The following is a 16647-nucleotide window of genomic DNA, read 5'->3' on the forward strand; positions in this document are numbered from 1 at the left end:
GGGGAATCATCGGCGTTCATCAAGCCCCGATGCTTCACCCGCATCCGCCGATAAAAATTTTCCATCAGCCACTGCTTCTTGTCGGCGAAATATTCGGCCGCTTCATTGCGGCGCGTGTAGAAGTGCTCCGTATCTTTCATCCAGCACGGAATGTCCAGCTGATTCGCATACTCGGCCAATTGCCGGTCGAGTCGCCATTCATCCGGCGCCTGACATTCGAACGCAGTCGCTTTGTATTGCGCGATCATCCAGTCGAGATTCGCGGGCATGCTTTGCCGGTTATCCGGATCATCGATTGCAAGATAGTGAACACGATGCCCGGCAGATTTCAATCGGCGTGCGAAGTCACGCATGGCCGCGAACAACGCGAGGATTTTCTGTGCGTGATGCAGGACGTAGTCCGTTTCCTGACGCACTTCCATGAGCGCGTAGACGACATCGTCGTCCACCTCCGAAAACCAGCTATGCAGCGGGTTCAGTTGATCGCCAAGAATCAATCGCAGCGTGGTCATGCCTCAAAACTCCCGCGCCTGGTTACGCAACGTGAAATTGTGAAAATCGGTCCCGATCGTCGGCAAGGTGCGTCGGCGCGTTTAAAGTGGCTGGTTACCCGGAAACGCATCGGCACTGCTTATCAATGAGCGTGCACGAACAATGCCCGATCGCCCGACAGCTTAGAAACTCATGAACCGATCCAACGTACGTCACGTAAGACAAAGAGGCGGAATGCGTCAGCCAAGCGCCGCCAATCAAGAGCGTCTTGGCAGAATTGCGGAGGCATTTCGCGCGGCATATGCCGCGGGCGATTATCGAAGCGGTGCAAATCTCGCGGCCGAAGCGCTCACCCTCACACCGGGAAACATGACGATCCTGCCGGATTACGCGTTGTGCCTGATGCGCATCAACGCGTTCGACCAGGCGTACAAGGTCTACATGAGCATCCACGACGCGCCGGCGAGCCAGCGCAAACTGCTTGCCGCGTCGACCTGGCTCGATGGCCTGGTGGAAGTGTGCGGCTGGCTCGGGAAGACCGACGAGATGCGCGAATACGGTTTGCGCTCGCTGCGTGCCTCCGACACGCAATGCGGCGCGAATCCAAGCGAATCGATTCCAGATCAGGCGCCGCCTGCGTTTAATCCCCAAAATCCTGCTGAGAATGTCATCGCGTATTCACTGTTCGGCGCGAATCCGCGATATTGCGAGCCGGCGGTCCTGAATGCCGAATTGACGCGCGACCTGTTCAAAGGCTGGACGTGCCGGGTCTATCTCGATGCGACCGTCCCCGCGCACGTCCAGCAACGGCTGAAGGATGCGGGCGCGGACGTCGTGTTCATGAGTCCGGAGTCGGGAGTCCATCCGTTGATGTGGCGCTTTCTGGTTATCGACGATCCGAAGGTCAAACGCTTCCTGCTTCGCGATGCCGACGCGTTGCTCTCTGAGCGGGAAGCCGCCGCGGTGCAGGAATGGATTAAAAGCCCGTATTACTTCCACGTCCTTCGCGATTACTTCACGCATACCGAACTGATTCTCGCGGGGCTCTGGGGAGGCTGCGGGGGCGTATTGAAGAACGCGGTTCAATCGATGCAGCAATTTGCCGCCACCAACGCCGATAGCGGCCGGTTCATCGATCAGCATTATTTGCGCACCAATGTCTGGCCGACGCTGCGTAAAAGCGTGCTGACTCACGACGACCTGTTCGGTTTCCACGACGCAAAACCATTCCCGCCGCACGCGCCGAACCGATGGAACACCGAGAAGTTTCACGTCGGCAGCAATACGAGTTACCAGGCAATCGGCGGTGTCAGCTCGCTTGCCGATGGCGCCGCGCAAAAGCTTGTTTTCAGCGCCGCCGACGGTAAGCCTTTATTCGACTACGACGCGGTTGTGCGAAACGGTGAATGGCGTCTCGACGTGCCGTTCTTCATTGTGCAAAAGCTTGCGGCGAAAGAGATCGTGGTCAATAAAGCCGCGTCTTAAGCGCCCACGACTTCCACCGTCGAAAATCCGATTCCCACGCTTTTCGCCACTTTGATCTGCAACGGAATGCGCTCCTTGAGCGCTTCCACATGGCTGATCACGCCGATCATCTTGCCGCTCGCGTTCAAAGAATCGAGCGCATTGAGCGCAATCTCCAACGTTTCGCCATCGAGCGTGCCGAACCCTTCATCGAGGAACAGTGAATCGATGGACGTCTTGAAGCTCACAAGATCCGATAAAGCCAGCGCAAGCGCCAGACTCACAAGGAAACTTTCGCCGCCTGATAACGTGCGTGTATCGCGGGCAATATCGCCTTGCCACATGTCGAGCACTTCCATTTCCAGCTCGCCGGCAAGCTTCCGATTGAGTTGATAGCGCCCATGCAATTGCATGAGTTGGCGGTTCGCGAGGTAGATCAGATGATCGAGCGTAAGACCCTGCGCGAACTTCCGATACTTCGCGCCATCGGCGGAACCGATCAGGCTGCTCAGGCGCTGCCACAAGTCGTAGTGGGCGCGTTGTGTATCGATCTGTCGGTACAACGCCTGTTGTTCGACGCGGCGTTTGTCGTCGCCTTGAAGCGTCGCGCGAAGGCCGCCTTGTTGTTGGCTTAGCGTTTTTATAGACGCGGCCAGATCTTCCAGCATGCGATTCAGCGCTTCGGCGTCCTGATCCGTCTTCGGGTCTTTCAGCAATTCCGCGCGACGGTTTTCCGCGTTCGCGCGCAGTGTGCGAACCGTTGTCGATAGTTCGTCGAGTTCGCGCTTCTGCGTTTGCAACCGGTCGCGCTCGTCGTGGGACAGGAGCGCCGACAGGAACGATTGTTCATCGGCGAAAACGCTGCGGGTCAAAGCATTCAACCACGCAGCCGACGTTATCTCCGCGTGCGCTTGCTCTTCTCTCACACGCGTTGCCAGCGTGCGCTCGGTGCCTTCGAGCGAACTGGTTTTGTCGCGTGCAGTTTCGTAGCGGTGTACTGCGGATATGAAGGCCGCGTCCGGATCGTCGGTCGCGGCAATTGGATCGGCTTGCAACTCGGGGAAATCCTTCTCGCAAGCCGTCCAGCGCACGCACCATTTTGCCGCGTCAGTCGATGCAGTTTCGAGCGCTTGTTTCAAGCGATCCGCCTGCTGATTCAATGCACGAACACGCTCCGATGCCTTCTGCCAAGCCTTCCATTCGTTATCGCGTTCAGCAAGCCACGCTTGCCATTGCGTCCACGAATCGGGTCGCGCGTGACCGGCGGAAATAACCGATTCATCGAGCGTGCGTTCTTTCTTGAGCAACGCGGTTTGCAGGGCTTCGGCTTGGTCGGCCATCTCCTTCAGCGACTTTTCGTCGGCGTTCTGGCGCTCTTCGCTCATCTTCAACGCATATTGCTGTTCGAGCGCGAACCGCTCCGCCGCGTTCGCGGCGGTCGCGTGCTGATGAATCAAGATCTTCTGTTGATCCACCGCCGCGATTGTTTCCTGGGCCGACTTCAACTTCGCCATATGTTGCTGCACGAGCGCGCTGAGCGCGTCACGGTCAACTGTTTCGAGTCCAAGTTCTGCGCACAACATCTGCCAGCTCTCGGCATAACCCTTGTCGTCTTGCAGCCATGTATCGATACGCTTTTTGAGCGCGCTCACACTAGCATTCGATTCGGCGATTGCCACATTTGCGGCGAGAAGCTCCTTGCCTTTGCCACGCAACGCTGTGTCTTTTTCCTTCAATGCATGTTCGGTCGATGAAACATCGAGCGTTTGATAAACATCGATGGACGGATGCTCCGTCGATCCGCACAACGGACACGCTTCGCCAGGCTGCAATGCTGCGCGATGTCCGGCAAGGTCCAGAATGCGCCGCTCCTGATCGAGCAGTTTGCGTTTGTCCTGGACTTGTTCGGTGAGCATTTCGATGTCTTTGACAAGGCGTTCATGCTGGTCGGCGAGCAACACGCTCGCAGCGTTTCTTTTCGCCAGTTCTTCACGGTCCGTAGCAAGTTGACGGGTCCCGCGCGTCACTGCCTCACCAACTTCCACCAGTTTCCCGAACAGATAATGCTGGTCTTGAAGACGCTGGCAACGTGTCTTCAAGTCCGCCTCGCTTTCCCCACTGAGCATGCTCGAAAGTTTCTCAAGCTGTTCCCGTTCAGTTTTTCGCGCCAGTTCTGCCGCGCCCAGTGCGTTGGACATCGCTTTGAGCTTGGCGCTGATGTCCCCCGCCTGTTTCTCTATCGACGCACGCAATCCGACATGCTTTGTGCGAATCAATTCGATGTCATTCAACGTCTGTTGACGTGCATCGAATTGATGTTGCCAAAGCACGATTTGCTCACCAAGTTTGCTTCGATGCGGATGTTGATCAAGTGTGGACTGAATTGATTTGATTTCCGCCGATACGGTAGTCAACCCGTGTTCACGAAGCTGCGCCACCCGCGTTCCCATCACAGAAGCCAAACGCAAACCCCGCGCGGCATCGAGCGCGGCGGCTTGTTTTTCGTTCCGCGCAACCGCCGCTTGACGCAAGGTTTCCGCGTGCCTCTCGCGCGCCGAAAGCATTGCCGTGTGATCAGCGCGCAGCTTTTCCGCAGGCTCGCTTGCGGCGAGGCGATCGAGCAAAGGCTTGGCATCGGCGATTTTTGCATCGGCCTGCTGCTGGTTGAGCGACGCCTGTTCAAGCTGCTTTTCAGCGTCCGATAACGCCACCCGCCACGCGTGCATCGCGCGTGTTGATTCGGCTTGTTTGCCCAGCGTGATTTCCTGAGCGGCGAGCGCGATGACTTCCTGCTGCTTCGCGTTACGCTCTTCTTCGGTCAGCAACTGAACGCCGTCGGCGCGGACCAAAAGCGTATCGAGCGCGAGCTTTTCATCCCGCGTGCGCTCGAACACGTGCTGTGAGATCGTGCCATAGATATCGGTGCCGGTAAGCTCTTCAAGCAACTCGGCGCGCTCATTCGCCTTCGCTTCCAGGAACGCGGCGAAACCGCCTTGGGCGAGCATCATCGATTTGGTGAAGCGGCCGAAATCCAGCCCCGTGATCTCTTCGACCTTGCGCAGTTTATCGACAATGCGCTCCGTCAGGATCGTCCCGTCCAGCCGCGCGAGTTCGACCTTTGGCGCCTGCAGATTGCCGTCGGTTTTATCGCGTGCGCGTCGCTGACTCCAGAATGCACGATACCCTTCGCCCTTCACTTCGAACTCGACTTCCGCGAGGCATTCGAACGTGTGGCGCGTCATCAGCTCGTTCGTGCCTTGCGAGACCGTATCCATGCGCGGCGTGCGGTGATAGAGCGCGAGACAGATGGCATCGAGCAAGGTTGTCTTGCCGGCGCCGGTCGGACCGGTGATGGCGAACAGGCCGTTATCGCGAAACGGCGGCTGGCTGAAATCGATCTTCCACTCGCCCTTGAGCGAATTCAGATTACGCAAACGCAACGACAAGATCTTCATGCATTGGCCTCGCCAATCTGCGCGACGACTTCGCGATACATCTGCAAAAGCTGCGAGCGCGTGTCGTCGTCGATGGTTTCCGATTGCAGGCGGCGTGCGAAAACATCGTCGGGCGTGAGTTCGTTCAAGGTTTCCCTGGCCTGGGATTGCAACGTGCTCGAAGTGGACGAGCGCTCGCGACGAACGCGCAATACTTCGACGGGCAGGTTCCCGGTCATCTTCTGAATGCGCGTTTGCAGATCGCTGAGATAGTCGTCGGCGGAGACGACGATTTCGAGCCAGATCGTTTCGCCTTCGCGCGCCTGGGCTGAAACAGCCTCAACCGCGGCTTCCAGTTCCTTCAACGATCCTTTGACCGACAACAAGGTCTGGAAGCACGGAACGTCGAGCACGGTCACGCTTTGAAGCCCATCCGCCGAAACGTCCACAAGCAGCATCTCTTTCTGCTGCCGCGCTTCGTCGAAGCTCAATGCAATCGGCGACCCGCTGTAGCGAATATGCTCGAACCCGCCAACCTTCTGCGGCCGATGAATATGCCCCAGCGCGATGTAGTCGGCCGCCGGAAACGCAGCGGTCGGGAACGCCTCCAGCGCGCCGACATAAATCTCGCGCACGGATTCGCTTGCGCTCGCACCGACCGTCGTCAAATGCCCGGTCGCGATGATCGGCAAATGCGCACCGAGTTCAACGCGCTTCTCCTCGGCCAACGCAAACAACGCCTGGTAATGCGCGTGGATTGCGTCTTGCAGCGACTGCTGTTTGTCACGCGCGCTTTGCCCCGCGATGCTCTGCAGGACATCACGCGGACGAATGAACGGAATTGCGCAGACAATCGCGCCGGGGTGGCCATCGCGTGTATTGAGGACGCGGACCTGTTCGTTCGGGTCGTCCTGCACGGACGGAATTACGACTGTATTCAACGCCGTCAGCAAGTTGCGCGATTCCTCTAGCACGGCAACGGAGTCATGATTCCCCGCGAGCAGCGTCAGACCGACGCCGGCGTCGCGCAGCGCCAGGATCAGCGAGTAATACAGCTCGCGGGCGTAGCTGGGCGGCGCACCGGTATCGAAGATATCCCCGGCTATCAGCACCGAATCGACCCCATGCACCCGGGTCTGCTCGACCAGCCACTCGATCAGCTTCTGGTGCTCGATTTGTCGTGAATGCCCGAGAAAATACTGGCCGAGGTGCCAGTCCGAGGTGTGCAGGATTCGCATCGATAGGGCGGGTCAGGGCATCGTTTTAGTAAATGTCAGTTTAACGGATCGATCCGATGCGAAAGACGGCGAGGCCCGTAAAAACGCCGTAAAACGAGGTAATCCCACCGTCTACGCGTACACTTCGGCTTCTATTGCGCGAAAACAGCGTGCGCCGGACGGATCGGCGCCCTTTTCAGGCCGCAACCCCATCCATTACGCTCAATCCAATCATGTTTATCTGCCGAAACCAGCCGTGCGGCGCCGAATGGCAACTTGCCGACGTGCTCATCAAGAACGAAGGCCAGGGCCTGATGTTCCGCTGCCCCATGTGCGGCGCGCGCAATAAAGTGCTGCGCCACGACGCCTCCGACGGCACCATCACCTACGAGCAGGACAATTCGGTCCCGCCGAAACCTGCCGCGAAGTAGAGAAACACGCTCATGACCACGCCCACTTCATTCAGCGCCTTGCCGCTGTCGCCGGCAATGCTGGCGAACCTCGAACAACTCGGTTATCTCACGATGACCCCGATCCAGGCCGCAAGCCTGCCGCTCGCGCTCGCGGGCCACGATCTCATTGCGCAGGCGAAGACGGGCAGCGGCAAGACCGCCGCGTTCGCATTGCCGTTGCTCGCTAAGATCGACCCGAAGCTTTTCTCCGTGCAGGCGCTCGTGCTGTGCCCGACGCGCGAACTCGCCGACCAGGTGACGCAGGAGATTCGCCGGATCGCGCGCGCGGAAGACAACATCAAGATCCTGACGCTGTGCGGCGGCTCGCCAATGCGCCCGCAGATCGCAAGTCTCGAACATGGCTGCCACATTGCCGTGGGCACGCCGGGACGTCTCATGGACCACCTGGAACGCGGCACGCTGGAACTGAGCGCGCTCAAGACCCTCGTACTCGATGAAGCCGACCGCATGCTCGACATGGGTTTTTTCGATGACATCGTCGCGGTTGCCAAGCAATGTCCGAAGGATCGCCAGACCTTGCTGTTTTCGGCGACGTATCCGGAGGGCATCGCGAAGCTGAGCCAGCAATTCCTGCGCAAACCGCAGGAAATCAAGCTCACTGAGCAGCACACGAATGCGAAGATCAAGCAGCGTTTCTACGAAGTCGATGACAACGAGCGCCTGCACGCCGTTGGCCTCCTGCTCGATCACTACCAGCCGGTGAGCACGCTCGCGTTTTGCAACACGAAGCAGCAATGCCGCGATCTGCTCGATGTACTCGTCGCGCAAGGTTTTCATGCGCTGGCGCTGCACGGTGAACTCGAACAACGCGAACGCGACCAGGTGCTCGTTCAGTTCGCCAATCGAAGCTGCTCGGTGCTGGTCGCCACCGATGTCGCCGCGCGCGGCCTCGATATCGCGCAACTGGAAGCGGTGATCAACGTCGATGTCACGCAAGATCCGGAGATCCACGTTCACCGCATCGGCCGAACGGGCCGCGCGGATCAGGAAGGCTGGGCGCTGAGCCTCGCGAGCATGAATGAAATGGCGCGCGTGAGTTCGATCGAACAGGCGCAGAAAAAGGAAGTGGAATGGCACAAGCTGAGCGAACTGACGCCGGCGACGCCGGGTCACCTCCAGCCGCCCATGGCCACATTGCAGATCCTTGGCGGCCGCAAGGAAAAGATCCGTCCGGGTGACGTGCTCGGCGCGCTCACCGGCGACGCCGGTTTCGAAGGCTCGCAGATCGGCAAGATCAATGTGACGGATATGGTCACCTACGTGGCGGTATCGCGGGATATTGCCGATAAGGCGGTGAACCGGTTGTCGTCTGGAAAGGTGAAGGGCAAGAAAGTGAAGGTACGGCGTATTTGACGCCAATCGAAGAGCTGGGCCTGTAACTTGCGCCATTGTTGATCCCGTGAAACCGGTCAGGGCGGACGTGCGTATCAATGCTTATACGCCCTAACAACTTTGGTGCGCTCATGTCCCGTGCTCTTCGCGTTGTCGTTGTTTTGTCCGCAGTGGCGCTTGTTCTGAGCGCATGCATGTCTTCGCCACGCAATCCCAATCCGCGCGCAGCGAATGAACTGAAGCTTGCGCCATCGGTTGATCTCCCGCGTTACATGGGCCGCTGGTACATCATCGCGAACATTCCGTATTTCGCCGAGAAGGATTTCGTTGGCAGTTATGCCGAATGGAAGTTGCGCGATGACGGCAAGATCGACGACTCGTATTACGCGCACAAGAATTCGTTTGATGCCCCGCTGAAGCACTATCAATTCACGGATTCCGTGGTTCCGGGTTCGAACAACGCGGATTGGAGCGTGCGGATCTTCTGGCCAATCTACGCAAGCCAGAAGACGCTTTACGTGGATGACGATTACCAGTACACGATCATCGGATATTCGGACCGCAAGCTCGGCTGGATTTTCGCGCGCTCGCCAAACATCAGCGATGCGAAGTACCGCGAACTGCTCGGCCGCCTGGACGAGATGGGTTACGACACATCGCGATTCCGCCGCGTGCCGCAAACGCCCGACCAGATTGGCAAGCCGGGTTTCCATTCGCCTGGCGAAAAAGACTGATCCGCGCCGACGCGAAATGCATAACTTCAAATCGGGAAACAAGGGATAAGACTAATCCGATAGCTGGCCGATAACACGCGAATTAGGATGAACAGGTCATCCACTTCGCTGAAAACGCCTGCCATGAACCAACTCGCCGAACCGTATGCCCGAGCTTTCAGTCACCATCAGGCCGGTCAGATGGCCGAGGCTGAAAGCGGTTACCGGCAGGTCTTGCAGCAACGTCCCGATCACGTCGATGCGCTGCATTACCTCGGCGTCCTTCTGCATCAGCGTGGCGAGGACCTGCAAGCCGCGAAGTTGCTGGACCGCGCGCTTGGCTTGGCGCTGGATGCATCGGCGTGCTGGAGCAACCGCGGGCTGGTGGCTACGGCGCTGGGTGACCTGCCGCATGCTGTGGAGTGCCACGAGCGCGCGCTTGCGCTCGATCCGGATTTCGCCAACGCCCGCAATAATCTCGGCGTGACGTTGCGAAAGCAAGGTCTTTTCAGCGAAGCCATCGAGCAGTTTCACACGCTGCTCGCCCAGCACCCCGATTTTTTCGATAGCCGCCTGAACCTCGGTTCCACATTCGCGGCCGCAAAGCGTTATGACGAAGCGCTGGCGACATACCGCGAGGCGCTGCGTCGCAATCCCAACAGCTTCGAAGCACATTTCGGCGAAGGCAACGCGCTGCGAGAGTTCAAGCGCTTCGATGAAGCGGTGGCGAGCCTGCATCGCGCGCTCGCGCTGAGGCCGGATCACTTCGAGGCACGCGTGAACCTCGGCACGACGCTTGGGCTTCACGGCCGGTTTGCGGAGGCAGAGGCGGCATACCGGCATGCATTGACGTTGCGCGATGACCCGCAGATCCACGTGTGCGTTGGCGCAGCGGTCAGCTCGCAAGGATTGTTCGAGGACGAGGAGCAGTACTATCGGCGAGCGCTCGACATGGATCCTGATCACGCCGATGCCCAGCACAATCTCGCGCTGCTCCAGCTTCGCCGTGGCAACTTCAAGGAAGGCTGGGCGCTGCATGAGGTGCGCTGGCGTTCGAGCAAATATCAGCCAATGGACGTTCCGGGCGTCCGCGAATGGCGCGGAGAGCCGTTGCAGGGCAAGACGTTGCTGGTGGTAGGCGAACAAGGTCACGGCGACATGATCCAGTTCGCACGTTACGTGACGGTGCTAAAGCAGATGGGCGCAATCGTAGACATGCGGGTGCCGGAGAATATCGTGGAACTGGTGCAAAGCGTGCGTGGGATTCGCCGTGCATTCACGCGGGGGCCGACGCATGAATACGACTACTGGACGCCATCCATGAGCGTGCCGCATCGCGTCGCGCATCTCGTTCCCCACGCGCTAGCCGACATTCCGTACATGAGCCTGAGCGCCGAGCGCATCGGCATGGGGCCGACGCGGGTGGACATGCTGGCCGCCGGCCGCAAAAAAGTCGGCATCGTGTGGGCGGGCAGCCCGACGTTTGGCAACGATCAGTTCCGTTCCATGCCGTTTTCGGCGCTCTCACCGTTGGCGGACGTGAAGGACGTTGCCTGGTTTTCGCTGCAGAAAGGCGCGGCGCGCGATCAGCTTTTGAACGCGGAGTGCGCGCTGAAACCTTACGACCTGACGGACACGCTGAATGATTTCGCCGATACCGCCGCGCTCATCGACCAGCTCGATCTGGTGATGACAGTCGATACCTCCGTCGCGCATGTGGCGGGCGCGCTCGGCAAGCCCGTGTGGGTGTTCCTGCCGGCGAACAACGACTGGCGCTGGATGGCAAATCGCGAGGACAGTGTGTGGTATCCAAGCGCGCGTCTGTTCAAGCAGACCACGCTCGGCGATTGGACCGGGCCGGTTGAGAAGGCAAAAGCCGCGCTGATGGCCGGGTGAACGCTACTTGCTGGCTGTTTGCATCGGTTCACTGGGTTTGTCGCGGGTGATCAGGCGCAAGCCGCTCGCAATACTCGCCGCGCCCGCGAACCCCGCGCCAAGCGCGAGCGCCAGCGCTGGTCCGTGTTTGCCCGCGATCCCGAAGCTCAACGCAACCAGCGCGGCGCCCGTCGCCTGACCGACCAGCCGCGCCGTTGCGACCACACCGCTTGCCCCGCCGCTGCGTTCGCGCGGCGCGCTTCCCATCAACGCCTTGAGGTTGGGCGACTGGAAGAAGCCGAAACCCGCTCCACAAATACCCATGCGGATGCAGATATCGAGCGCATGGGGATGCGCCGGCAACATCGCCAGCGACGCCATCCCCGCGCACATGACAGCCAGGCCAACGCCGCCCAGCAAGCCGGGTGGATGCCGGTCGGACAAGCGTCCCGCCACGGGCGCGAGCAGCGCGACCATCACGGACCACGGCGTCATCAGGAAGCCGGTTTCGACCTGGGTGCGCCCGAGCACGCTTTCGAAATAAAAGGGCAACGACACGAACGCGAGCCCTTGGGCCGCGAACGAGCAGACAGCCGTCGCCGTCGATAATGCGAACATCGGCCGCTTGAAGAGATCGACGGGAAGCATCGGTGCCGGATGACCGCGTTCGCGGCGCAGCATCAGGCCGCCCGCGACCACGGTCACGCCGAGCGCCATCAGCACGATATACGCCGGCGCGCGCTGCGCCGCTTCGCCGAGCGCAAACACCAGCGCGGCGAAGGTCACCACATTAAGACCCGCCGCCACGCGATCGAAGCCGTGCGTGGAGCGCGCCGTTTCCGGCAGCGCAGACCAGCCGATAAACAGCGCCGTCAGGCCAATCGGCACGTTCACCGCAAACAACCACGGCCAGGTGCCAAGGGAAAGGACAATCGATGCCACCGTCGGCCCGACCGCGAACGATATCCCCACGATCAGCGCATTGAGCCCGAGCCCGCGCCCAAGCCGGTGATGCGGATAGATCGCGCTGATCAGCGCCGTGTTCACGCTCATGACCGCGCTCGCGCCGACACCTTGCAGCAGCCGGGCGGCGGTGAGCGTCGGCAACGACCAGGACAGCGCGCACGTCAGCGACGCCACCAGGAACAAAATCAACCCGCCAAGATAAATCTTCCTGTGCCCGACAATCCCGCCCAGCGCGGCGAAGGGCAGGAGCGTGGCGACCATCGCGAGCTGATACGCGTTGATGATCCAGACGGAGGCAGCCGGCGCGGCATGAAGATCGTGCGCGATGGCCGGAAGCGCCGTGTTGGCGATGGCGGTATCGAGCGTGGCGAGGGACACAGCCAGGAGCATGGCCGCCATGCCGCGTTTTTGCAGCGGGGTCATGGGGGCATCGGGGAGAAGCGCAGTTGGGTCTGGCACGGTTTGGAGTAGGAGCGAGATCGGGCGTAGACCGACACGATACGGGATCGCGGCAAACCTCGCCGAGCGGCCCCGAATAAGCTTTCAAACAGGTGTCAGTACGGGCGTGCCGGCAAAGTGGCGAGTGGCGTTATCGACGAACAACTGCACCGATGCGGCCACCGCTTCCGGCGACCGGCCACCTACGTGCGGCGTAAGTACGACCCGCTTTGATTCGATGAGCAAGGCCGGCGGCGCGGGTTCGCCTTCGTACACGTCCAGCCCCGCGCCCGCGATGACGCCGCGTTCGAGGGCGTCGGCGAGGGCTGCAGTATCGACCACACTGCCACGCGCCACATTCACCACGTAACCGTGCGAACCGAGCGCGGCGAGTGTTTCTGCATTGATCAGATGCTTCGTTCCTGCGCCGCCGGGCGTGGCGAGTACGAGGTAATCAGCCCATTCGGCCAGCGCGAGCACGGAATCAAAGTACGTATAGGCCACGTCCGGATTCGGCCGACGGTTGTGATAACCGATTTCGATATCGAACCCGAGCGCGCGTTTCGCAACCTTCTTGCCGATGTTGCCCAACCCGACCACGCCCAGTTTCTTGCCCGAAAAGTTTGGCTGGAACGGCAGGTCGTCGCGCCATACGCCGTCGCGGCATGCGCGATCGAGCGCGGGAATCTGCCGGACCGCACCGAGCAGCAGCGCGAAGGCGTGATCGGCGACGCAATCGTCGTTCGTCCCCGCGCCGTTCACCACCACGATGCCGCGCGCCTTCGCGGCGTCCCGGTCGACATTCTCGTAACCCGCCCCCAGCGCGCCGATCAGTTCGAGCTTCGGCAATCGCGCGATAGACGATGCATCGATGCCGACAGTGCCGTTCGTCAATACGAGGCGGATTTCATCGGCGTGACGGGTCAGGGCGTCGTCCAGTGCGGATGGGTCGAGGGCCGTGATGACATTGAAAGCCTCCGAGACCGTGGCTTGGCTCTCAGGCTGGAGATGAATCAATACGAGAACGGTGGGGAGCATATTTGTAAATATGTATGGTCAAGACATGAGTTTCGCATTTTGTGACATTTTGGTCATGGCGAAAAAATGCTTCGCACCAATAGGCAATTGATGGAAATCCCTACGCCGATGTTTTTAGGAAAACTCGTGTATGCGACGGGCCACTCACGTCCGACAATCCGCTCCCGATCACGACAAACACTTCGATGAAGTCCAAATGCTTCTCGAGAAGTTCAGGCTGCGCAATTGAAGCAGTAACGGAAATATCCCGCAGTGAAGTTGCTCGATGCGGCGCTGCGTAAGGTGAGCGTCGCAAAACTCAAACGCCTCCTGGGAGTTCCTTCCATGCGGGCTACCGTCCGCTTTTTACCATCCAGAGAACCATGAGAACCGTTGCCGACATTCGTCGAAGCGCCGCCGCGCTGGAGCTGCAAGACGTGCTCGCGCGGCTGCTCGATGTCACGTTGATTGTGCTGGGCGCGACTGCTGCGTCGTTGTACGGTTTCGGCGAAGCGCAGCAGATCGCTGTGAACTGGACTTTCGTGGCGTTTGCTGTCGCCTGCGCATTGTTGTTGTTCCCTGTCTTCGGCGTGTACCGGTCCTGGCGCGGCCGCTCGAAACTCAGGCTTGCCGGACAGATTTCGATCGCATGGATTGTCGTGCAGGCTTGCGCTGTCGCGCTGATGTTCGGTTTGCATGAAATCGCAATGGTGTCGCGCCTGTGGTCCGCAGTCTGGACCATCGTCACGCTCGCGGCGCTGGTCATGTCGCGTTTTATCGTCCATACGATCCGGTCGCGGATGCGCGCGGCCGGCTACGACCTGCGAACGGTCGGCGTGATTGGCATGGGCGCGCACGGCGAAAAGGTCGTGGCCAGGATCGGGGCATCGCCCACGTCGGGCTTCCGTGCAGTCGTCAATTTCGTTCTGCAGCCGACAGTGGAACTCGCCGCACCAGGTGTGGCGAGTTGCTCGACCATCGGCGACTTCGCCTCGTACGTACGCGAAAACAATGTGCGCGAGGTCTGGGTCGCGCTTCCCATGTCCGAAGAGAAGATGCTGCGGGAGATCCTGGGTGAGTTCAGCGGTGATCTCGTGAATATCCGCTTTATCCCGGACGTTCAGAATCTCGCAATGTTCGACGGTGAAATGGTGGAGCTGATGGGCGCGCCGGCCATCAATCTCGTCGCGTCGCCGTTGTCGGGCACCGCTCTGTTGCAGAAGGCGATCTTTGACCGGCTATTTGCGATCTTCGCGCTCGTTGCCATTTCGCCTCTGATGGTCCTGATTGCTATTGCAATAAAGGTTTCGTCGAAAGGGCCGGTGTTTTTCAGGCAAACGCGAAAGGGCGCCAATGGCCAGACATTCCGGATCTTCAAGTTTCGAACAATGCGCGAGCATGCGGAAACGGCAGGCGTTGTGCAGCAAGCTACCCGCAACGACCCCCGCATCACTCCGGTGGGCAGCTTCTTGCGCCGCACGAGTCTGGACGAACTGCCGCAGTTTCTGAATGTCCTGCGCGGTGAAATGTCTGTTGTCGGGCCGCGGCCGCACGCAACGGCGCACGACGACCTGTATCAGAAGATAGTCGACGGCTACATTCACCGGTACCGCATCAAGCCTGGAATTACTGGCTGGGCGCAAGTGAACGGCTTTCGCGGAGAAACGGATCGAATCGAAAAAATGCAAGGTCGTGTCGAATACGATCTGTACTACTTGAGAAACTGGTCGATGAAGCTGGATATCCGGATTGTCATCGCAACAGTTATGAAGGGTCTGGTGCACAGGAACGCTTATTAACGCGTCTTCCCTGCATCGGACTTCCCACGAATCAACACGACTGACGAATCAACAGACAGGCAGCATGAACACGAATGGAATCCGGACGGCATATCCGACCGTACATGGCGTTGAACGGAGCGATCACAGCTCGACCGGTCTTGCCGGTGCGCCGGTTGGAACGCCGGCATCCGCGCATCCGCATCTGAAAGCTCCCTTGGCGCTTTCAATGGCCGCAATGACCTTGCTGCTCTCAGCATGTGCGGTCGCACCGGGCATGCGCATGGACAGTTCGCCCTCGATCCCTCTATATAGCGGTCCTGAACAGGCTGCGTCCGAGTGGACGGTTGCCTCCGCTGGAGAGGGTGCCGAGACGGGGCGTGTCTCATCAGTACAGACCATCGCGCCGGCCGACACCGCCAGTTTGCCGACATCGGCGAATAGCGCCGAGCTTGCCGTGCCTATCAGCGACATCAATGTGGCATTGATTCAGGCGCTGCGGGTGGAAGAGGCCAAACGAAACGCGAGGGATCAACCGCGCTTGTTTTCCACCGCCGAGCCTTACACCCTCGGCACCGGCGACGTATTGCTGATCACGGTCTGGGACCATCCGGAACTTACCGCGGCGCTCGGTGCAAATACGCAGACACAGGTGCGGCCATCCGATGCACCGGCAGGTTTTGTCGTCGATCAAGCCGGGAACATCGCGTTTCCCTACGCCGGCAGGATCAACGTGACGGGGCTTCGAACCGATCAGGTGCAAGCGCAACTCGAGCGCCGTCTCGCGAGGGTTTATCGCGAGCCGCAGATCACGGTGCGCATTGCATCCTTCCGGGCGAAGAAGGTTTATATCGACGGTGAAGTCCACGCGCCGGGTGTCCAGCCAATCAATGACGTGCCCATGACGCTCTATGAAGCGATTTCGCGTGCGGGCGGATTTACGTCGGCAGCGGACCAGGGACGCATGGTGTTGCTGCGTGACGGAGTGTCGTACCCAATCAATCTGCAGCAGATGATCGACAGCCAGGCGAATCCGTCGAAGATCATGTTGAAGGACGGCGACCTGTTGCGCGTGGTATCGCGCGACGAGAACGGCGTGTTCGTGATGGGTGAGATCAACAAGCCGATGACCGCAGTGCCTTTGCGTACCGGAAAGCTGACGCTGAGCGACGCCCTCTCCCAAGCCGGCAGCGTGAACGCAAACACCGCCGACGCGACCCAGATGTACGTGATTCGTGGCGGGGACGGAAGTCAGCCGCGCGTGTTTCATCTGGACGGTCACTCACCCGTTTCGATGGTGCTCGCCAGTCAGTTCGATTTGCAGCCGAAGGACGTCGTGTACGTGGACAGCACCGGCCTTGCGCGCTTTAGCCGCGTTCTCAGCCAGTTGTTGCCGGCGATCAACGCCGGTCTGACCGCAGCGATCGTCACGCGGTGAACTTCGACGT

At 59.9% G+C, this 16647-nt stretch carries 11 protein-coding genes and 1 pseudogene (1 of these 12 cut by a window edge); 7 read left to right on the forward strand and 5 right to left on the reverse strand.

Annotated elements, in window-relative coordinates:
- Positions 1–512 (reverse strand): annotated as a pseudogene (locus tag ACFFAR_RS00315) (cryptochrome/photolyase family protein) (it extends 1029 nt beyond the left edge of the window).
- Positions 513–726: 214 nt separating this feature from the next.
- Between ACFFAR_RS00315 and ACFFAR_RS00320 the strand changes: the two are divergent.
- The gene (locus tag ACFFAR_RS00320) at positions 727–1977 is read left to right on the forward strand and encodes a tetratricopeptide repeat protein (RefSeq protein ID WP_174362424.1); all 1251 of its coding nucleotides are present in this window, start codon (positions 727–729) and stop codon (positions 1975–1977) included.
- Here the strand turns inward: ACFFAR_RS00320 and ACFFAR_RS00325 are convergent.
- Both ACFFAR_RS00325 and sbcD read right to left on the reverse strand, forming a co-directional pair.
- Positions 1974–5411 (reverse strand): AAA family ATPase, encoded by a 3438-nt coding sequence (locus tag ACFFAR_RS00325; RefSeq protein WP_174362425.1) that lies wholly within the window; start codon positions 5409–5411, stop codon positions 1974–1976. The genes ACFFAR_RS00320 and ACFFAR_RS00325 overlap by 4 nt on opposite strands.
- Entirely contained in the window at positions 5408–6628 is a 1221-nt protein-coding gene (sbcD, locus tag ACFFAR_RS00330; RefSeq protein WP_174362426.1) for an exonuclease subunit SbcD, read from the reverse strand. The genes ACFFAR_RS00325 and sbcD overlap by 4 nt, the downstream gene beginning before the upstream one ends.
- A 212-nt stretch (positions 6629–6840) precedes the next feature.
- Between sbcD and ACFFAR_RS00335 the strand changes: the two genes are divergently transcribed.
- From ACFFAR_RS00335 to ACFFAR_RS00350, 4 genes are all read left to right on the forward strand, one after another.
- Entirely contained in the window at positions 6841–7038 is a 198-nt protein-coding gene (locus ACFFAR_RS00335; protein WP_174362427.1) for a hypothetical protein, read from the forward strand.
- 12 nt (positions 7039–7050) lie between these two features.
- Positions 7051–8433, forward strand: a complete 1383-nt coding sequence (dbpA, locus tag ACFFAR_RS00340; RefSeq protein WP_075359093.1) for an ATP-dependent RNA helicase DbpA — start codon at positions 7051–7053, stop codon at positions 8431–8433.
- 110 nt (positions 8434–8543) lie between these two features.
- On the forward strand, positions 8544–9146 hold the full coding sequence (locus ACFFAR_RS00345; protein ID WP_062168531.1) for a lipocalin family protein: 603 nt from the start codon (positions 8544–8546) through the stop codon (positions 9144–9146).
- A 123-nt stretch (positions 9147–9269) separates the two neighbouring features.
- On the forward strand, positions 9270–11021 hold the full coding sequence (locus ACFFAR_RS00350) for a tetratricopeptide repeat protein (RefSeq protein ID WP_375507375.1): 1752 nt from the start codon (positions 9270–9272) through the stop codon (positions 11019–11021).
- A gap of 3 nt (positions 11022–11024) precedes the next feature.
- Here the strand turns inward: ACFFAR_RS00350 and ACFFAR_RS00355 are convergent, their stop codons facing one another.
- Positions 11025–12389, reverse strand: a complete 1365-nt coding sequence (locus tag ACFFAR_RS00355) for an MFS transporter (RefSeq protein ID WP_174364219.1) — start codon at positions 12387–12389, stop codon at positions 11025–11027.
- Positions 12390–12509: 120 nt separating this feature from the next.
- Positions 12510–13442, reverse strand: a complete 933-nt coding sequence (locus tag ACFFAR_RS00360) for a 2-hydroxyacid dehydrogenase (RefSeq protein ID WP_174364218.1) — start codon at positions 13440–13442, stop codon at positions 12510–12512.
- A 362-nt stretch (positions 13443–13804) separates the two neighbouring features.
- Here ACFFAR_RS00360 and ACFFAR_RS00365 point away from each other — a divergent pair, with 362 nt between their 5' ends.
- Both ACFFAR_RS00365 and ACFFAR_RS00370 read left to right on the forward strand, forming a co-directional pair.
- Positions 13805–15220: an undecaprenyl-phosphate glucose phosphotransferase gene (locus ACFFAR_RS00365; protein ID WP_174364217.1), complete on the forward strand. Its 1416-nt coding sequence runs from the start codon at positions 13805–13807 to the stop codon at positions 15218–15220.
- 208 nt (positions 15221–15428) lie between these two features.
- Entirely contained in the window at positions 15429–16637 is a 1209-nt protein-coding gene (locus ACFFAR_RS00370) for a polysaccharide biosynthesis/export family protein (RefSeq protein WP_375507376.1), read from the forward strand.
- Positions 16638–16647: the final 10 nt, after the last annotated feature.

The sequence above is a fragment of the uncultured Caballeronia sp. genome (assembly GCF_964243625.1).
Taxonomy (GTDB): domain Bacteria; phylum Pseudomonadota; class Gammaproteobacteria; order Burkholderiales; family Burkholderiaceae; genus Caballeronia.